Genomic DNA, 18,893 nt, shown 5'->3' with positions numbered 1-18,893 from the left:
ACGTTCAGCTACCGTTGCCGTCCCTCCGACCGCCGCAGGGAGGTGGGTGGGATCGGCTCGTACAGCAGTGTCCGCACCCAGCGGTTCCCTGTCTCCGCGAACTCCTTCCGGGTGGCGAAACGGTAATGGAAACTGCGCACACGCACCCAGTGCGGCGCGGCGCCGTCGAACGGGTCCTGGCGGAGCAGCCGCAGCATCTGGCGGTCCGCCGCCAGCAGCTTCGCCAGGAACGCGTAGAACCATTCCTCGTGCACGGTCCGCAGCGGCAGGAACCACATCAGCCAGTCCAGCCGCAAATGGTACGGGGCCCACTGCCGCGGGATCCGGCGCACGTCACCGGGCTTGCCCTTGAAACCGTACTCGCGCCAGTCCGAGCTGTCGTCGGGGTCGTCGTCCAGCGTGCCTTCCACCACAACCTCAATGCGCTGCTTGGTCACGGTGCCGAACGCACCATAGGCGTTGACCAGCTGCCACCGGTTGAAGCTGGCGTTCATCAGCTGCCGGCGGGAGAAGAGGTTGCGCAGCGGCCAGTAGCTCAGGGCCAGCAGCAGGAGGGACGCCGCGAGCGTGATGGCCAGCCACCAGATCGGGGTTTCCCGCGGGCCGCCCATGGCACCGTCCCAGTCCGCCGGGATTGCCGGGATCACGGCGTGCGCCACGGGATCGCTGACGGCTGCGAAGGCCAGCACGATAGCCATCCAGTTCAACCAGGCGAAGTTTCCGCTGGCCACCAGCCACAGCTGGGTGACGACGACGACCCCCGCCGCGACGCCGGCCACGGGCTGCGGGGCGAACAGCAGGAACGGCACCACCAGCTGGGCGATGTGGTTGCCCACCACTTCGATCCGGTGCAGCGGCTTGGGCAGGAGGTGCGCCTGCCGGCTGAGGGGCCCGGGCATAGGCTGGGTTTCATGGTGGTAGTACAGCGCCGTCAGGTCGCGCCACTCCCGGCCGCCGCGGATCTTGATCATTCCCGCCCCGAATTCCAGCCGGAACACCAGCCACACGATCAGGATCAGGATGAGCCGGGGCGGCTCCGTCTGGTTCGATCCCAGGAACGCCACGGTGAAGCCTGCCTCCAGGAGCAACATCTCCCAGCCGAACCCGTAGAACGTCTGGCCCACGTTCACGATGGACATGTACAGCAGCCACAACGCCAGGAACGCAATCAGCGGAACCCAGGGCGGGCCGGCCTGCGGGATCCCGGCCACGAGCAGCGCCGACACCAGCAGGCCGATGGCACAGACCCCGCGCAGCAGCCCGTCCGAGTACCGCCAGCGGAACAGCGTGGGCCGGCGCATGCGGGTGAACCCCGCAAGGAACTCCGGCACAGGGAGCAGGCCGCGCTCGCCCAGCAGGGCGGGGAACTGGTTCAGCGTGGACAGGAACGCAACGAAATACAGTGCCGCGACACCCCGTTGCAGCACCTGCCGGGCGAATTGGTACTCCGGCGCATCAAACCACGCGAGCCAGTCCACGCAATCCACGTTACGCCGGGTGGCCTTCCGGTCAAGGCGCAGCAGCAGGTCACGGGCGCACTGGACCGTGGGCGCAAGCAGGCCGGGAAGGGTGCGGGATACTTAACGGATGCAGCCACGCAGAATCGTCCTCCTCGGATCAACCGGTTCCATCGGCACCCAGGCGATTGACGTCGTCGACGGCGCCCCGCACCTTTTCGAGGTGGTGGCACTCAGCGCCGGGGGCGGCAACCTGGAACTCCTGGCACGGCAGGCTGTCCACACCGGCGCAGCAGCCGTGGGAATCGCCGGCGGGGACCCCGGCCGGCTGGAAGCACTGATCCGGGAAGCCGCAGCAGCAGCTGGCCGGCCAGGGTACCGGCCGGAGATTGTGGCCGGCCCGGACGCGTCCGCCCGGATCGCCGCGGTTCCCGCAGACGTGGTGCTCAACGGCATCACCGGATCCATCGGCCTGGCCCCTACCCTGGCGGCGCTGAAGTCGGGGGCCACGTTGGCGCTGGCCAATAAAGAGTCCCTGATCGTGGGCGGCAGCCTGGTCAAGGCCGCGGCCAGGGAAGGCCAGATCGTGCCGGTGGACTCCGAACACTCCGCGATTGCCCAGTGCCTGCGCTCCGGCGCTGCCGGCGAAGTGGACAAGCTCATCCTCACGGCCTCCGGCGGTCCGTTCCGGGGCAGGAGCCGGGAGGAACTCCACGCAGCCACCCCGCAGCAAGCGCTGGCCCACCCCACCTGGGACATGGGCGTGATGGTCACCACCAATTCCGCCACGCTGGTGAACAAGGGCCTGGAGGTCATCGAGGCCCACCTGTTGTTCGATATCCCGCTGGACCGTATCGACGTGGTGGTGCACCCCCAGTCCGTCGTCCACTCGATGGTCCAGTTCGTTGACGGCTCCACCATTGCCCAGGCCTCGCCGCCCGACATGCGACTGCCCATCGCCCTGGGGCTCGGCTGGCCGGCCCGCGTACCCAACGCCGCCAGCCCCTGCGACTGGACGCAGGCCGCCACCTGGACCTTCGAGCCGCTGGACACCGAAGCCTTTCCCGCCGTCGGCCTTGCCAAGGACGCCGCAAAGCAGGGGAGCACTTTCCCTGCCGTGTTCAATGCGGCCAACGAGGAGGCGGTCACCGCGTTCCACGCCGGCCGGATCCGGTTCACCGACATTGTGGATACGGTGGACAGCGTGCTCAGCGAACACTCAGGTTCCTCCGGGGTAACGGTGGAATCGGTGCTGGATGCTGAAAGGTGGGCACGAGCCCGCGCCCACGAACGTTTAGCAGTCAGCAGTCTCTAGGAAGCAGCAGCACCTCCATGACCCCTGTCCTACTTTTCATCCTCGGCGTCGTCTTTGTGGCGCTGGGCATTGCTGTGTCCATTGCGCTCCACGAGGTGGGGCACCTGGTGCCGGCCAAGCTCTTCAAAGTCCGCGTCACCAAGTACATGATCGGCTTTGGGCCCACGCTGTGGTCACGCCGGAAAGGCGAAACCGAATACGGTTTGAAGGCCGTACCGTTGGGCGGGTACGTCTCGATGATCGGCATGTACCCGCCCAACAAGGATGACGGTTCGGTCCGGCCCTCCAGCACCGGCATGTTCCAGACGCTTGCCACCGAGGCGCGCTCCATGGCCCACGAGGAAGTGGGGCCGGGCGATGAAAACCGGGTCTTTTACCGCCTGCCGGTCTGGAAAAAGGTGATCGTGATGCTGGGCGGGCCCGCCATGAACATGATCCTCGGCGTGCTGCTCACCGCCGTGCTGCTGATGGGCTTCGGTATTGCGACAGCCACCACCACCATTTCGGATGTCTCCAAATGCCAGGTGGCTGCGGGACAGACTGTCGATCCCGACTCCGCTGACTGCCAGCTGACGCCGGCCGCTGCTGCCGGGTTGAAGCCCAGCGACACCATTACCTCCTTCGACGGCAAACCAGTGACCAGTTGGGACCAGCTGACGGAGTGGATCCGCGCCTCCGCCGGCAGGGAAGTGTCCATCACCGTGCAGCGGGACGGCAACCCGGTGTCCACCACCGTGACTCCCGTCCTGTCGGCCCGGCCCGTGGTGGGGGCCGACGGACGGCAGGCCACCGACGCCGCCGGCAACCTCCAGTACCAGGACGTCGGATTCCTTGGCATCGGCGCGCAGACGGCGCTGGTGCCCCAGCCGGCGTCGTCCGTCCTGCCCATGGCGGGGGAGAACATCCGCCAGGTGGCGGGTGTTGTCTTCAACCTGCCGGCCCGCGTGGTGGGGGTTGCCAAGGCTGCCTTCAGCGAAGAGCCCCGCGACCCCAACGGCCCCATCAGCGTGGTCGGCGTAGGCAGGGTGGCGGGCGAGGTGGCGGCCATGGAAGCTATACCGCTGCAGTCCCGGGTGGCGACCCTCGTTGGCCTGATGGCCGGGCTGAACTTCGCGCTTGCGGTGTTCAACCTGATCCCGCTCCTGCCGCTTGACGGCGGCCATGTTGCCGGGGCGCTGTATGAGGGCGTACGGCGGCGGGTGGCAAAGCTGCGCGGACGGCCGGACCCTGGAGCCTTCGATATCGCCAAGCTGCTCCCGGTGACCTACGTGGTGGCCGCGTTGCTGATGGGCATGAGCGCCCTGCTCATCTACGCCGACATCGTGAAGCCGGTGAACCTGTTCGGCTGATTAAGGGAGCGTGAAGGGGCAGGCAGGCCGGCCCCGGTGGAGAGAGGTGGGCACCGTGAACACGCAGAGTACCGGCCTCTGGATCAGGGCCGGATTGTGGGCTCTGCCCGTCGCCTGGCTCGTCACGGCATGGGGCGCGCTGGAGCCACAACCGGACCAGGTGAAGGACCCCGGCGCCTGGGCACGGTTTGTCAGCTCTGATTCCTACCAGGCCAGCCACCTGCTCGGCGCCACGGCCGGTACCATCCTGGCCATCTTCGGGATCTTCGCTTTGGGCTGTTTCCTGGCCGACAGCCGGTCAGGACGCCTGGCGTTACCCGCCATGACTATCGCTGCGGCCGGTACCGCTTTGCTGTTGGTGCCGGCCGTCATCTCCACGTTTGCCACTCCGGCTATTGGAGGGGCCTACCTCAAAGGAAACGAGGACGTGATGCAGCTGGAGTTTCCGGCGTCTATGACCGCAGCGTTCCTGCTGGGACTCCTGCTGGCATTCGTGGGTTCGGTCCTGCTGGGGGTCGCGGTATTTCGTTCCCGGGTTCTACCGCGCTGGTCCGGCGCCCTCTGGGCAGCGGGCAGCATCCTGTTCTATGTGCTGGGCGTTGTCCTCGGGCTGGCTACGACAGGAAGCAGCCTGCCAACGCAGTCCATCGGGGCACTGCTCCTGGCGGCGGCCGGCGGATGGATGGCGTGGAGTGGGTCCCACCGCGCTTCAGTATCCTCTAAAGGCTGATATCCCAGATATCAGCCAATTTGGACTGATGACAGCGGATCAGCTGTTGACGGTTGATTATTCCGAATCACCTGCATACGGTTGGGACATGTTCGTTCTGACCATCGACCAGCGGGGCAGCACTTCAGACGTTGATCGCGTGCCGGATCTGATTCTTGCGCTGCGAACCCTCACGCCCGCGCGCTTTGAGCGTTCCGTAGGGGATGAACTCCAGGGTGTGCTGGAAGGGCCGGAAGAAGTTGTGGATGTGGCCCTGCATGCCCTCCGGAGCGGGTACTGGTACGTCGGGATCGGTATCGGCACGGTGCACTTGGCGCCGGGAGGCAGCCCCCGCGAAGGGTCCGGAAGCGGTTTTGTCGCCGCACGCAAAGCCGTGGAACTGGCGAAGACTGCCGCCGGCCAGGTGCCGTTGTCAGTGGTGGCAGGCACTGTGGGCCGTAGCAGGGAGATTCCGCCCCAAGCGAAGGACGGTGTCATGGCCGGTGCGAACGCCCAGGCAGTGCTTCGGTTGATCGGGCGTCTTGTCCAGCAACGCACGCAGGCGCAGTGGCGGGTAGTGGACAGGCTCCGCGCCCTGCAGGCCGCCGACGGCAAGCACGGCAGCCAGAAACACGTGGCACGGGAGCTGGGAATAACGGAGCAATCGGTGAGCCGTGCCGTAATCCGCTCCGGGTGGCAGGAAGAATGGGCAGCCAGGCCGGCAGCCGCCATGCTCCTCGAGTATGCGCAAAGCCGGATTGCCAATGCGGGCGCGGTCCCGCCCGAACCAGCCCCACCCGGAAACGCCCCGCCCCGGAATGAAGGAGACACGTGACTGCAGTCTGGATCACCGTTGCCCTGCTCGTGGCGGGCTTCGCCGGCTGGCCGGTGACGGCCCTGGTGTTCCGGCTCGCCCGGACCATCGACGACAGGGCCGACGCTGCCAAAGCTGCGGAAGAGGCCAGGAAAGCAGCGGAGGACCCCTCGGCAGACGTCACTGTTGATTCTCAACAAGCTGAAACCCAAAGCGTGGACGGTGAGCTGACAGCGGCGCCAGACGCGCCGCCGTCGGCCGGTTCTGCTGCTGAGCCGCCGCTGCCGACCCAGCGCATCCTTCGGGGCGGGGCGATCATCGGAATCCTCGAAAGGCTCGGCGTGTGCCTCGCCATTCTTACCGGCCAGCCCGTCGCCATCGCCTACATCGTCGCCATCAAGGGCCTGGGCAGATTCGCTGAGCTGAAGGAGACGCCGGTGGCAGCAGAGCGGTTCATCATCGGGACCCTTACCTCCATGCTCTGGGCGGCCGGAACGGCTGCAGCGGTGAAAGTCCTCTTCCTGCAGTGAGATACCTTTTCCTGCCCCAAGCGCTTTTCCTGCGCCGGCTCCCCTTCCTGCATGCGGGATCGGTACGGTATCAAGCCGGCCATGGCGATAGGGTAGCGGTATGACAGTTTTTGCCGTTGAGTACGTTTATGCCGCCAACTCCACCGAAAGCCGCAACGAGACCCGGCCAGCTCACCGCGAATGGCTCGCGGGACTGGCGGAGGACAGTGTCCTCCTTGCCAGCGGCCCCTACGGCGACGGCGCGGGTGCCCTGCTGATCTTCAAGGCAACGGATGAGTCCGCCCTCAACTCGATCCTCAAGCAGGACCCTTTCGCCGCCGCCGGCGTGATTGCCGGAACACGCATCACCGAATGGTCTCCCATCATTGGCGTGCTCGCCGGACTCGCCGCGTAGCAGCCTTCCTACCCTTTCAACTCAAGGAGTCCACGTGACCTCGGTCAGCCTGGGAATGCCGTCAGCACCACCGCCCGTCCTTGCCCCCCGCCGCAAGACGCGCCAGATCAAGGTCGGTTCGGTAGGCGTAGGATCTGATTTCCCCATCAGCGTGCAGTCCATGACCACCACGCCCACTACGGACATCAACGCCACCCTGCAGCAAATCGCCGAACTCACGGCGTCCGGCTGCGACATTGTCCGCGTCGCCTGCCCCTCCGCTGACGATGCCGAGGCGCTGCCCATCATTGCCCGGAAGTCCCAGATCCCGGTCATCGCGGACATCCACTTCCAACCCAAGTACGTCTTCGCGGCCATCGAAGCCGGCTGTGCGGCCGTGCGGGTGAACCCTGGAAACATCCGCAAGTTCGATGACCAGGTCAAGGAGATCGCCGCCGCTGCGAAGGACCATGGCACCTCCATTCGCATTGGCGTCAACGCCGGCTCCCTGGAGCCAGGCATCCTTAAGAAGTACGGCAAGGCCACCCCGGAAGCGCTGGTTGAATCAGCTGTCTGGGAAGCCTCGCTCTTCGAGGAGCACGGCTTCCACGACTTCAAGATTTCCGTGAAGCACAACGACCCCGTGATCATGGTTGCGGCGTATGAAATGCTCGCCGAAAAGGGCGACTGGCCCCTGCACCTCGGCGTCACCGAGGCCGGGCCCGCGTTCCAGGGCACCATCAAGTCCGCCACGGCATTCGGCGCACTCCTGTCCCGGGGCATCGGCGACACCATCCGCGTGTCCCTCTCCGCGCCGCCGGTGGAGGAGATCAAGGTGGGCAACCAGATCCTCCAGTCACTGAACCTGCGGCCCCGCAAGCTGGAAATCGTGTCCTGCCCTTCCTGCGGCCGTGCCCAGGTGGACGTGTACACTCTGGCTGAACAGGTCACCGCCGGGCTCGAAGGGATGGAGATCCCGCTGCGCGTGGCGGTCATGGGCTGCGTTGTGAACGGCCCAGGCGAGGCGCGCGAGGCTGATCTTGGTGTGGCCTCGGGCAACGGCAAGGGCCAGATCTTCGTTAGAGGCGAGGTCATCAAGACTGTTCCCGAGAGCGCAATTGTTGAGACACTGATCGAAGAGGCTATGCGTATCGCGGAAGAGATGGGGGAGGCCGATGGCGAAGATGCTGTCAAGGGTAGCCCCGTGGTTAGCGTCTCGTAGGGACGCCGGAGACCCTGCGGGGCTTTCTGTCCGCACGCTCGACGGCCAGGACACTCCCGTCCTGAAATTGCTCGCCCAGCAGGACCCGGTGGCCAACGTGTTCATCCTGGCCCACCTGCGGGCCACCGGGACGGCGGCGCCCACCAGCGGCGGTGCCGGTGTGATCGGAGTTTTCGACGACGGCATCCTGACGGGTGCGTGCTGGGCCGGAGCCAACCTGGTTCCGGTCCAGCTCGATCCCGCCCTGGCACCCGTGGTGGCGGAAGCCGCCAACAGTTCCGGGCGCCGGTATGCGTCTGCCTTTGGGCCGGCGGAAGCCGTGCTGGCAATCAACGCCGAGCTCGCGGTGCTGGGGCACCATGCCCACGAGGTCCGGGCTGACCAGCCGCTGATGGTTATCGACGGGCCGCCGCAGGTCCGGCCCAATCGCGGCCTGGACCAGGGGAACCTCGCCGACTTCGACCGCATTCTTCCCGCCTGCGCCGCCATGTTCGAGGAAGAGGTGGGGTATTCGCCCTACCTTGGCGGCAGGGAATTCTACAGCCGCCGGGTGGAGGGCCTCATCAGGCAGGGATATTCCCTGGTCCACCTCAATGAAGCCCGCCAGGTGGTGTTCAAAGCCGAGCTTGGGGCGGTAACCGATGATGTCACCCAGGTCCAGGGGGTCTGGATGAACCCGGTTTTCCGCGGCCAGGGGCTGAGCGCCGGCTACATGTCAGCAGTGGTGGAAAAGGCCCAGCAAATCGCCCCGATAACCAGCCTCTATGTGAACGGCTTCAACACCCGGGCCAGGTCCACCTACGAACGCGTTGGCTTCCGCCAGGTGGGGACGTTCGCTACAGTTCTTTTCTAGCCGGCACCGGCCGGCGGCCAGCTGAATATTGGGGGAAAAATTGAAGACGTCTTTGTTGGGAGCTTTCGGGGCTGCCGCCCTTCTTGCGATTACCGTTTCGGCCTGTGGGGGAACGGCCGCGCCACAGGCTCCGGATTCCCCGACCGAAGCGTCTGCGGCGTCCGAAACTACTGCGGCAGCTCCCACCCCAACGGCAAGCCCCACGCCTGCCCCCACGCCCGCCGCGAAGGCTTACACCGCTGGCGAGTTGGCTGCCATTGTGGGGCAGGTGCGGGACGCCGCCGACCGGAGGTTGTCCGTCCTGCCGACCGGTGACATTGCCGCCACGCTTGAACAAACCAAGGCCATGATCGCGTCCATCGACGTCCAGCCGGCGGAGTGCAAGGAGCTTGCTGCGGCGAGCACGGTGCCTTCGGTGGATGGTGCAACCATGGCCGTGGGCATGAGCACTGAGGCCGCCAGCGGGGCGGTCACAGCGCTGTCCCTGGTGGCTGGCCTGGACCAAAGCTCCCTTGCCAGGGTTGCGGACCCGACAGGGCAGTTGGCGAACTGCTCTTCAATGACCATGACTGTTTCGGGCATGGACGTGTCGGTGACCATTACTCCGGTGCAGGGGGTGAGCGCCCTGCCCGAGGCCGTCGCCTACCGTACGGACAGCGCGTTGCCGGATGGCCGCACGCAGTCCACGATCACCGCGCAAGTGGTCCACCACGGTGTGGCACTCACCTCCGTAGCGTCCGGCGGCGAGAGCGAAGCGGACGCCGTGCGGCGGGCAGGTGCACTGCTGGACGCCGCTGCCGCCCTGGTCAAGTAAAACCCGCGGGTCCGCGTCGGTGGATTAGAGCCAAGGCGCGTCATGCAGGCGGTCAACAGGGTTGAAAAGTAAAAACACTTGTCAAACGTGTTCACGATCACATAGGTTCGATCTAGCTGCGCTGGAAGTGGGGTGGACGGTCTCAGCGGTCCTCACCAGTACTCAGGCGATAACGGCCTCGAGCCACGCCCGGATGCGATGACCAGCCTCACTGGGGGGCCAGGGGCTTTGTTTATCCGGGCGTGGCTCTACTGGGTTCGGGCTTAGGCGGACGTTCCGAGCCGGCCGCCTGCCCGTCCCAGTCAGTGCCGCAGGTTGTGTGCCGGTAGATTAGTATCCAGACGATTTGTCCGGCCCTGCTGACCCAGCACTTCCCCAGAAACGGATACCACCCGTGGTCCTACGACTGTCCCAGCTTTTCCTGCGCACGCTGCGCGAAGACCCCGTCGATGCCGAGGTTGCCAGCCACAAACTCCTGGTCCGCGCCGGCTACATCCGCCGCGCGGCTCCCGGCATCTACACCTGGCTTCCGCTGGGGCTGAGCGTCCTGCGCAAGGTCGAGGAGATCATCCGCGAGGAAATGGCTGCCATCGGCGCCCAGGAGGTCCACTTCCCGGCCCTGCTGCCACGCGAGCCGTACGAGGCCACCAACCGCTGGACCGAATACGGTGAAGGCCTGTTCCGGCTCCAGGACCGCAAGGGTGCGGACTACCTGCTGGCTCCCACGCATGAGGAGATGTTCACCCTCCTGGTCAAGGACCTGTACTCGTCGTACAAGGACCTGCCGCTGAGCCTGTACCAGATCCAGAACAAGTACCGGGACGAAGCCCGCCCCCGGGCAGGGCTCCTGCGCGGACGTGAGTTCATCATGAAGGACTCCTACTCCTTCGACGTCGACGACGCCGGCCTGGACGCCAGCTACGCAGCCCACCGTGGCGCCTACCTGAAGATCTTCGAACGCCTGGGGCTTGAGGTTGTACCGGTGGCAGCCACGGCCGGTGCCATGGGCGGGTCCAGGAGCGAGGAATTCCTGTTCCCCACCGAGATCGGCGAGGACACCTTTGTCCGCTCAGCCGGGGGTTACGCAGCCAACGTCGAGGCCGTCACCACGGTGGTCCCCGACGAGATCGACTTCAGCAACGCGCCGGCCGCAGAAGTCCTGGACACCCCGGACACTCCCACCATCGACACCCTGGTTGCCGCCGCCAACCAGATTGCCCCGCGGGCAGAGGCCGACGGCGGCGCGTGGACTGCCGCGGACACGCTCAAGAACGTGGTCCTCGCCGTCACGCTGCCAACCGGTGAGCGGCAGCTGGTGGTCATCGGCGTTCCCGGCGACCGCGCGGTGGACCTTAAGCGCGTGGAGGCGAACATCGGCGCATTCCTGCCGGTCGCGGGCGAGATCGGACTCGAGCAGGCCGGCGAGGAGGACCTCAAGAAGCAGCCGCTGATCGTCAAGGGCTACCTGGGCCCCGGGCTCTCCCTGGATCAGCCGCACCTCGGCGCCGAAAGCGCAACCAGTTTGCTGTACCTGGTGGACCCGCGCGTAGTCAGCGGGACCGCGTGGATCACCGGCGCCAATGAGGCCGGCAAAGCACGTGTTCGGCCTGGTGGCGGGACGCGATTTCGCCTGGGACGGCGTCATCGAGTGCACGGAAGTGCGTGCCGGCGACCCCTCACCGGACGGCTCCGGCCCGCTGGAGACCGCCCGTGGCATCGAGATGGGGCACATCTTCCAGCTCGGCCGCAAGTACGCCGAAGCCCTGGACCTCAAGGTTCTGGACCAGAACGGCAAGCAGGTGGTGGTCACCATGGGCTCCTACGGTGTTGGAGTGACCCGCGCCGTGGCCGCGCTGGCTGAGGCGAACCACGATGACCGCGGCCTCGTCTGGCCCCGCACCGTGGCTCCGGCCGACGTGCACGTCGTGGCTGTGGGCCGCGGTGACGAGATCTTCCAGACGGCGGAAAAGCTTTCGGCAGAACTCGAAGAGGCCGGCCTGTCCGTCATCTATGACGACCGCCCCAAGGTCTCGCCGGGCGTGAAATTCGGCGACGCGGAACTGGTGGGCGTTCCCACCATCCTGGCTGTGGGCCGCGGCCTGGTGGACGGCGTGGTGGAGATCAAGGACCGCCGCAGCGGAGAGGCCGAGAACGTCGCAGTGGACAAGGCCGTGGACTACGTGGTCAACGCCGTCCGCACCCGGTGATCTCCGGCTTCGAATCGATCCAGCTCACCACCATCATCCTGATTGTGGTGGCTGGATTCGCGGCCGGCTGGGTAGACGCGGTGGTGGGCGGCGGAGGACTCATCCAGCTTCCCGCGCTGCTCCTGGTTCCCGGCATCGCACCCGTCCAGGCGCTGGCCACCAACAAGATGGGCTCCATCTTCGGAACCGCCACCAGTGCCGCCACCTACTACCGCCGGGTGGGGCCGGACCTCCGGACTGCCGTCCCCATGGCCGTGATAGCCCTGGCGGGCAGTTTCGGCGGTGCGAGCCTGGCGGCCACCCTGCCGGCCGCGGTATTCAAGCCGATCATCGTGGTGGCGCTGGTCGCCGTCGCGCTTTTCACCGCCCTTAGGCCCGGCGTCGGCGAGCTCACCGCACTGCGCCACGAAGGCTACAAGCACTATGCCGTTGCGTGCCTCATCGGTGCGGTGATCGGCTTCTACGACGGTCTTATCGGCCCGGGGACAGGGTCCTTCCTGGTCATTGCGCTGGTCTCGGCCATGGGTTACGCCTTCCTGGAAGCGAGCGCCAAAGCCAAGATCGTGAACATGGCCACCAACGCCGGGGCCCTGCTGTTCTTCCTTCCGCACGGGTCCATCCTGTGGGGCGTCGGCCTGCTGCTTGGGGCAGCCAACATGGCAGGCGGCTACCTGGGTGCCCGCACGGCCGTGCAACAGGGGAGCAAGTTCGTCCGGGTTGTCTTCCTTGTGGTTGTTGCGGCCCTGATCGTCAAGCTCGCCTACGACGTCTGGCAGGAAAACTTCGCCTGATCCATCCAGGAAACTGGTCCTCGTGGCGCGGTCCAGCCCGGCGTAGCATGCAGGTATGGCACACGGCGACGACGAGTATGCCGCGGCATTGGCGGCCGCAGCAGGGCATTCGCAGGCCTGGCTGGCCAGCCTTCCCCACCGCCGGGTGGGACCGAGCGGGCACGCCACCGAGCTCACCGCAGTCTTCGGCGGGCCGCTGCCGGAAGAGGGCATGCCGGCCGCCGATGTGATCGACTTCCTGGCCAACGCGGCCGAGCCCGGGCTCATGGCCATGCCCTCGGGCCGGTTCTTCGGGTGGGTTATTGGCGGCACCCTGCCTGCGGCCCTGGCCTCGGACTGGCTGGTCAGCGCCTGGGACCAGAACGCCTGTCTCCGGTACGCAACCCCGGCCACCGCGGCCATCGAGGAAGCCGCCGGGCAGTGGGTGCTGGAGCTGCTGGGCCTGCCTTCCACGGCCGACGTCGGATTTGTCACCGGCGCAACCATGGCCAACTTCACCGGCATGGCCGCCGCCCGCTGGCGGTTGCTGGCCGACGCAGGCTGGGACCTGGACCGGGACGGACTCTTCGGTGCGCCCCGGATCCGCTGCTTCGTGGGGCGTGAACGGCACGACACGGTGGACCTTGCCCTGCGCTACGTGGGCCTGGGGAAGCCAACTCAGGTCGACGCCGACGGGCAGGGCCGTCTGCTCCCCGCCGCATTGGACGCCGCCCTTGCCGCCGGCACCGGGCCCGCCCTGGTATGCCTCCAGGCGGGCAACCTGCACTCCGGCGCCTTCGACCCCTTTGCCGAAGCCATCGCCGTCGCGCGCAAGCACGGCGCGTGGGTGCATATTGACGGCGCCTTCGGGCTGTGGGCCGCCGCCGTGCCTGACCTGCAGCACCTCACCCGGGGCTACGAGGACGCGGACTCGTGGGGCACGGATGCCCACAAAACCCTGAATGTGCCCTACGACTGCGGCATCGCCATTGTCCGGGACCCGTCGGCACTGCGGGCAGCGATGGGCCTGCACGCCAGCTACCTGGTACATGACGCGGAAGGCCCGGGCGACCCCTTCGAGAAAGTCCCGGAGCTGTCCCGCAGGGCCCGGGGGGTTCCGGTATGGGCGGCCCTGAAAAGCCTTGGCCGCGAGGGGGTGGCAGCACAGGTGGGCGGACTGGCGGCAGCGGCCGCCGCAATTGCCGAAGGCATGGCAGGCCTGGACGGCGTGGAGGTACTCAACGACGTCGCCTACACCCAGGTGTGCCTGGCTTTCGGCGACGACGACACCACGCGCGCCGTCACGGCCCGCATCATCGAGGAGGGGAGAGTCTGGATGTCCGGTTCGCATTGGCAGGACCGCGAGATCCTCCGGGTTTCGGTAAGTAACTGGCATACGGCCGGGGAGGACGTGGCGACGGCAGTGGACGCGGTCCGGTCAGCCCTGGCGGCGGTGCGGAACTCCTGACGCTGCCGCGCCTGACCGTTTCGCGCCGGTTGATCGCCGTCACTTCTGTTGCCTGGCCGGAACCGCGCTGCCCGGGCCTAGCCGCCCTGTCCGGGTTCCGGCAGGGCATGCGGATGCGGCAGGCCGTCCACGGTGTTCCCGGCCAGGGTGCTGGCAACCCAGAGCGACCGCGACAGATTACCCAGGTGGCCCCGCGCGGCGTACCACAGCGCATTGTCCACTTCCCTGGCGATGCCCCATTGGCGGGCGACGTCGGGGTCCAGGCCGGCGGCGGTGCTGAAGTCGTGGCAGCGCCTGAGCAGCCCTTGTCCCGCCTGGGCCGCCGGCAGCTCCCCGAGCCGGTTCCACAGCAGCGGCGCCACGGCGAACTCGGGCTCGCCGATCATCGGCTGCGGGTCGATCGCTGCATAGCTGGCAGGTGCTGGCGGTTTCCCTGCTGCCGCTCTTCCCGGCCGCGCCAGGATGTTCAGGAAATGCAGGTCCGTGTGGACCAGCAGGTCATGCGCGGACCGGCGTCCCACGGCGCCGCGCGTCTGGCACACCTCAAGGGCTGCCTCCAACAACCACCGGGGGAACGGCCGGCCCAGCTGCTCCCAGTCAGCAGGCAGGTCATCGCTCCATTGTTCGGCCCGGGCCGCGATGTGGCCGAACTCCTGCCACTCGGCGCGGTGGTCCGGGGCAAGGCCCAGTTGCCGCACCAACCCGCCCCACACCTGCGCTGCGTCCTCCATGTCCAGGTCAGCCAGCGACCGGCCGGCGTCGAGGCGTTCCAGGAGCATGGCGCACGATTCCGCGTCTGAGGCCAGCATTGCAACGGCACCACGGCCGCCCCACAGAGCCAGCGCATGCCGTTCCACCTTGGCCTCATCGTGGGGAAAAGCGATTTTGAGGGCTGCGGGCGAGCTATCTTCCCGCCGCACCGGGACCACCACACCGCCGTGGCCGTTCCAAGGCAGGCTCCCGGGCGCCAGGTCAACCTCGAGCCGCCACTGCTCCAGGCGGTCCTCCAGCAGGCCCGGAAGGCTGTCCAGCCAGGCCCGTCCCTCGCGGCTGCGGGCGTAGCGGGCCGAAAGGTCCGGAGGGATGGACACTGCCACTGCAGGGGCAGGCGCCATGGCCCCAGGCGACACAGTGCCAGGCAGCACGGGCTCAGACCACACCGGAGGCTCCCAACAGATTGCCGATGGTGAAGGTTGCCGCGAGTGCCAGGGCGCCGCCCACCACAACGCGGACTGCCGCCCGGGTTTTTGAGCCGCCGCCGATCCATGCACCAAGGGCGCCTGTCAGGGCCAGGGCCACCAGGACTGAAAAGAAGGTCAGCGGCACGCGGATCTCCGGCGGCGGAAGCAGGATGGCAAGCATCGGCAGGATGGCTCCGACGGTGAAGGCGATGGCGGAGGCGAAAGCGGCGTGCCAGGGGCTGACGATGTCCGCCTCATCGATGTTGAGTTCGGCGGACAGGTGCGCGGCCAGGACATCGTGGGCCGTAAGCTCCTGGGCCACTTTGGCGGCTGTTTCAGGGCTGAGGCCCTTGGCCTGGTAGATGGCGGTCAGTTCGGCCAGTTCCTCTTCCGGTTCCTCCGCCAGCTCGCGGCGTTCCTTCTCGATCAGGGCCCGCTGGCTGTCGCTTTGGCTGCTGACGGACACATATTCACCCAACGCCATCGATACCGCGCCGCCCACCATCCCGGCTGCACCTGCCGCAAGGATGGGGCCGGGCTCGGCAGTGGCTCCGGCCACGCCCACCACGAGCGCGGCCACGGAGACGATGCCGTCGTTGGCCCCCAGGACGCCGGCGCGGAGCCAGTTCAGCCGGTGCGCGATGTCGTTGCCGTGTGGTTCGGTCTCCAGGTGCCTGTTCAGCCCGGGGCCGGCCGTACTGGCGCCCGGGGAGTCTCCCGGTTCGTCCGCGTTCATCCCTTCAGCAAACCATTCCTGCCTGCCCGGTGCCAGCCTCCGGGCGGCTTACTTTTGCGGGCAGGGATCAGGGCGGGCAGAGCCGCCGACGACGAACGGGCTGTCAGGACCCGGCCGCGGACGCCGCCGGAGTCGTACCAGCAGGAATGCCGTCGCCCGCAGGAAGGGCAGGCAGCTGGCCGGTATCCAGGGAAAGGCCTGGAACAGGGCCCGGGTCTGCACCCCACCGCAAGGCCCGGCCGGCGGCAGCCCGCAGGGCTGACAGGGCCCACCTCCGGTCCTGGCCCTGGGATACCGCCACCACGTCACCGTAGGACGCCAGTGTCGCCGCCTCAAGGTTGCCCAAACCTGCCGCCGGTCCAGCCAGGAAGCCTGCGTCGAGGACATAGCCCGGCGCCTGCGGCACGGACGCTCCGCAGGCGAGGCGGAGGCGTTCCTCCGCCTCTGTGGCCAGTTCCTTGTGCCTGTCCAGGAATTCCGACGCCGTCCCCGCCTCCGCTGGAGCCAGGCGGGGGAGTGCCGCCTGGTAGCCGTACACGGCCTGGTCCTCCGCGGTGACGGCCGCGGCCAGTGCCTGGCGCATCCCCGCAGGAGTGCGGGGTCCGCCGGCCTCTTGGGCGGCCGCCGAAGCGGAGGGCGAAGGGCATGGAGAAGCAGTTGCTGCGGCCCCGGAACCCTTCGCGTCCGGTCCAGCCGGTTCCTGCGGCGCGGGCACGCCTGTTGCGGCGGCAAGGCGCCCCGCCGCGAGGAGTTGGGCGGTGCCGGCGCCCGCGAGAAGCCGGGCCATGCCGCCGTCGGCCGTTTCAGCATCCTTGACGCGGGCGGCCCCACTGTTTGCCAAGGCCTGAATGAGCTGCGCGGTGCCGTAAAGACCGGGGGTGGAAGATGCCGGCGGCGAGGCCGGCGCGGACTCCGGCGCGCGCCCGGTTGCAGGGGACAGCAGTGCCCGGGCCTGGATGGTCAGCAAGGTCACAACGGGGTCCAGCACGGCCGAATCCGCCGCGCCGGCGGCGGCGAGCTCCATCCCGGCAGTCCGCAGGTCCATTGCGTCGCTGAACGCTGCCGCCCTTGCCCGCTCCGTGAAAGGAGGCTCGGCCGGGGCGGGCCTTTCCGCGGGATTCAGGGCGAAACCGAGGCTCAGGACAACCAGCGCAGCAAGGGCCAGGACGGCAAAACGGAACGGGCGCATGCGGGGGCTGATGTCCTGGCGGCGGTCTTTCACAACAGACCATGGTGTCACGCGGAGGGGGAACCAGGGTGCACCACTGGGCCGGTAAAATAGCTACGCTAGTAAACACCACATCATCTATAGGGAGGGCGGCCGGCATCGTGAGTAATGCAGAAGCCACGGCTTCACCAGACCACACCGGCACGGGAAGCGGATCTGCGCCGGCCCATAACCCCGAAGCCGCCCGGCTCAGGGCCCTCCTGGAACCCGCCGTCCAGGCCAACCGCCTGTACCTTGAGGACGTGGCCATCATTCCCGGCTCGCACCGCGTGGTCCACGTTGTGGTGGACCTGCCGCAGGAGGAAAGCGGCGGAGTCAGCCTGGACGTCATTGCGGACATTTCCAGGGTGCTCTCGGATGTGCTGGACAACGATCCCAACGACGACGGCCGTCCGTACGACCTCGAAGTGTCCTCGCCCGGCGTCGGCCGTCCACTGACGGAGCCCCGGCACTGGCACCGCGCCCGGGGCCGGATGGTCAAGGTCAACGTGATCCAGGGCGAAAACGTCACCGGACGTGTCCAGTCCGTGGACGACGGGGGAGTGACCCTCGTACCCGAGGTCGCCGTCAAGAAGGGCATGAAGCCCCGGCAGGGCGACCCAGTAAAACTTCCTTTCGACAGGATCCGCAACGGAAAAGTCGAGATCGAATTCAGCCACCTCCCCGAGGACGGTCTGGAACCTGAACACAATGGACCTTCTGAGGAGGCCTGATGGATATTGACATGAGCGCACTGAGACTTTTGGAGCGTGAGCGTGAAATCCCGCTGGACCTCCTGATCCCCACCATCGAGCAGGCGCTCCTGGTGGCGTACCACAAGTCACCCGGCGCCTTCGAGAAAGCGCGCGCAGAGCTGGACCGCAAGAGCGGCCACGTCACCATCTGGGCCGTGGAGATTGACGACGACGGCGCACCCATCGGTGAATTCGAGCACACCCCCGAAGGGTTCGGCCGGATTGCCGCCAGCACTGCGCGCCAGATCATCCTGCAGCGGCTCCGCGACGTTGAGGACGACAACGTCCTGGGCGAATTCAAGGGCCGCGAAGGCGAGCTGGTGTCCGGCACCATCCAGCAGGGCAACAACCCGCACATGGTCCAGGTCAACCTCGGCTCGGTCGAGGCCCTCCTACCGCCGCCCGAGCAGGTTCCCGGTGAGAAGTACGTCCACGGCAACCGCCTGCGCGCCCTGGTCATCGACGTGCACCGCGGCACCAAGGGGCCATCGGTCACCCTGTCCCGGTCACACCCGGGCCTGGTCCGCAAGCTCTTCGAACTCGAAGTGCCAGAAATCGCCGACCACTCCGTGGAGATCGTGGCATTGGCCCGGGAGGCAGGCCACCGCACCAAGATCGCCGTCAAGGCGAACACCCCCGGGATCAACGCCAAGGGTGCCTGCATCGGCGAGATGGGCTCACGCGTCCGCGCAGTCATGACCGAGTTGAACGATGAAAAGATCGACATCGTGGACTTCAGCGAGAACCCGGCCACCTTCATCGCCAGCGCCCTCTCGCCGTCGCGCGTGAATTCGGTCACCATCACGGACGAAGCCACGCGTTCGGCCCGGGTCGTCGTTCCCGACTACCAGCTGTCGCTGGCCATCGGCAAGGAGGGCCAGAACGCCCGCCTGGCGGCGAAGCTGACCGGCTGGCGGATTGACATCGTCTCCGACGCTGCGGTTGCCCGCGACAAGTAACGTCCCGGCAAGGGTGGCTGGCGCAACGCGGCAGCCACCCCCTTTCGGGCAGAACAGCCCGAAAGGGGCTAGAATAGACAAGACCGCGCCTAACGGCCGGTAGCCGTGTGCCTTGGGTGTGCTTGTTTCCGTAGTTGCGGAAGCGGTAAAACCTGCGGCCAGCAGAAGAACGTC

The 18,893-nt window shown here is 67.2% G+C and carries 17 protein-coding genes and 1 pseudogene; 14 read left to right on the top strand and 4 right to left on the bottom strand.

Annotated features, from left to right (window positions below; all coding sequences use genetic code 11):
* Nucleotides 1-8: 8 nt before the first annotated feature.
* The gene (locus tag QFZ57_RS17685; RefSeq protein ID WP_306901116.1) at nt 9-1,478 is read right to left on the bottom strand and encodes a lipase maturation factor family protein; all 1,470 of its coding nucleotides are present in this window, start codon (nt 1,476-1,478) and stop codon (nt 9-11) included.
* Nucleotides 1,479-1,587: 109 nt separating this feature from the next.
* Here QFZ57_RS17685 and dxr point away from each other — a divergent pair, with 109 nt between their 5' ends.
* The 12 genes and pseudogenes from dxr to QFZ57_RS17625 all read left to right on the top strand — a co-directional run bounded on the left by dxr (nt 1,588) and on the right by QFZ57_RS17625 (nt 13,881).
* Entirely contained in the window at nt 1,588-2,772 is a 1,185-nt protein-coding gene (gene dxr / locus QFZ57_RS17680; protein WP_306901115.1) for a 1-deoxy-D-xylulose-5-phosphate reductoisomerase, read from the top strand.
* Between the two features lie 17 nt (nt 2,773-2,789).
* Nucleotides 2,790-4,121 (top strand): M50 family metallopeptidase, encoded by a 1,332-nt coding sequence (locus QFZ57_RS17675; protein WP_306631794.1) that lies wholly within the window; start codon nt 2,790-2,792, stop codon nt 4,119-4,121.
* 55 nt (nt 4,122-4,176) lie between these two features.
* On the top strand, nt 4,177-4,851 hold the full coding sequence (locus tag QFZ57_RS17670; protein ID WP_306901114.1) for a DUF4386 family protein: 675 nt from the start codon (nt 4,177-4,179) through the stop codon (nt 4,849-4,851).
* A gap of 88 nt (nt 4,852-4,939) precedes the next feature.
* Nucleotides 4,940-5,665, top strand: coding sequence for a MarR family transcriptional regulator (locus QFZ57_RS17665; RefSeq protein ID WP_306901113.1), 726 nt, complete (start codon nt 4,940-4,942; stop codon nt 5,663-5,665).
* Nucleotides 5,662-6,174 carry a hypothetical protein gene (locus QFZ57_RS17660; protein ID WP_306631791.1) on the top strand — a complete coding sequence of 171 codons (513 nt, stop codon included), beginning with the start codon at nt 5,662-5,664 and terminating at the stop codon, nt 6,172-6,174. Before QFZ57_RS17665 ends, QFZ57_RS17660 begins: the two co-directional genes overlap by 4 nt.
* Before the next feature lie 100 nt (nt 6,175-6,274).
* Complete coding sequence (locus tag QFZ57_RS17655; RefSeq protein WP_306631790.1) at nt 6,275-6,568, top strand: YciI family protein; 294 nt, start codon at nt 6,275-6,277, stop codon at nt 6,566-6,568.
* A gap of 34 nt (nt 6,569-6,602) precedes the next feature.
* A complete protein-coding gene (ispG, locus tag QFZ57_RS17650) occupies nt 6,603-7,769 on the top strand; it encodes a flavodoxin-dependent (E)-4-hydroxy-3-methylbut-2-enyl-diphosphate synthase (RefSeq protein ID WP_306901112.1) in 1,167 nt (388 codons plus the stop codon).
* The gene (locus QFZ57_RS17645) at nt 7,732-8,622 is read left to right on the top strand and encodes a GNAT family N-acetyltransferase (RefSeq protein WP_306901614.1); all 891 of its coding nucleotides are present in this window, start codon (nt 7,732-7,734) and stop codon (nt 8,620-8,622) included. The genes ispG and QFZ57_RS17645 overlap by 38 nt, the downstream gene beginning before the upstream one ends.
* A 247-nt stretch (nt 8,623-8,869) precedes the next feature.
* Complete coding sequence (locus tag QFZ57_RS17640) at nt 8,870-9,436, top strand: hypothetical protein (RefSeq protein ID WP_306631789.1); 567 nt, start codon at nt 8,870-8,872, stop codon at nt 9,434-9,436.
* A gap of 394 nt (nt 9,437-9,830) precedes the next feature.
* Nucleotides 9,831-11,643: pseudogene (locus QFZ57_RS17635) on the top strand (proline--tRNA ligase).
* Nucleotides 11,640-12,434, top strand: coding sequence for a sulfite exporter TauE/SafE family protein (locus QFZ57_RS17630; RefSeq protein ID WP_306901111.1), 795 nt, complete (start codon nt 11,640-11,642; stop codon nt 12,432-12,434). Before QFZ57_RS17635 ends, QFZ57_RS17630 begins: the two are co-directional and overlap by 4 nt.
* A gap of 55 nt (nt 12,435-12,489) precedes the next feature.
* A complete protein-coding gene (locus tag QFZ57_RS17625) occupies nt 12,490-13,881 on the top strand; it encodes a pyridoxal phosphate-dependent decarboxylase family protein (RefSeq protein ID WP_306901110.1) in 1,392 nt (463 codons plus the stop codon).
* 77 nt (nt 13,882-13,958) lie between these two features.
* On the opposite strand, the gene QFZ57_RS17620 is transcribed toward QFZ57_RS17625, so the two are convergent.
* The 3 genes from QFZ57_RS17620 to QFZ57_RS17610 all read right to left on the bottom strand — a co-directional run bounded on the left by QFZ57_RS17620 (nt 13,959) and on the right by QFZ57_RS17610 (nt 17,020).
* On the bottom strand, nt 13,959-14,996 hold the full coding sequence (locus tag QFZ57_RS17620; protein WP_306901109.1) for an aminoglycoside phosphotransferase family protein: 1,038 nt from the start codon (nt 14,994-14,996) through the stop codon (nt 13,959-13,961).
* Between the two features lie 34 nt (nt 14,997-15,030).
* Entirely contained in the window at nt 15,031-15,798 is a 768-nt protein-coding gene (locus tag QFZ57_RS17615; protein WP_306901108.1) for a VIT1/CCC1 transporter family protein, read from the bottom strand.
* A gap of 103 nt (nt 15,799-15,901) precedes the next feature.
* The gene (locus QFZ57_RS17610) at nt 15,902-17,020 is read right to left on the bottom strand and encodes a DUF4439 domain-containing protein (protein ID WP_306901107.1); all 1,119 of its coding nucleotides are present in this window, start codon (nt 17,018-17,020) and stop codon (nt 15,902-15,904) included.
* Nucleotides 17,021-17,127: 107 nt separating this feature from the next.
* On the opposite strand from QFZ57_RS17610, the gene rimP reads away from it, so the two are divergent.
* Together rimP and nusA are read left to right on the top strand one after the other, a co-directional pair.
* Nucleotides 17,128-17,739 (top strand): ribosome maturation factor RimP, encoded by a 612-nt coding sequence (rimP, locus tag QFZ57_RS17605; protein ID WP_306631783.1) that lies wholly within the window; start codon nt 17,128-17,130, stop codon nt 17,737-17,739.
* Nucleotides 17,739-18,719, top strand: a complete 981-nt coding sequence (gene nusA / locus QFZ57_RS17600) for a transcription termination factor NusA (RefSeq protein ID WP_306631782.1) — start codon at nt 17,739-17,741, stop codon at nt 18,717-18,719. The genes rimP and nusA overlap by 1 nt, the downstream gene beginning before the upstream one ends.
* Nucleotides 18,720-18,893: the final 174 nt, after the last annotated feature.

The sequence above is a fragment of the Arthrobacter sp. B1I2 genome, assembly GCF_030816485.1.
Classification (GTDB): domain Bacteria; phylum Actinomycetota; class Actinomycetes; order Actinomycetales; family Micrococcaceae; genus Arthrobacter.
This window is presented reverse-complemented; position numbering and strand designations above follow the sequence as displayed.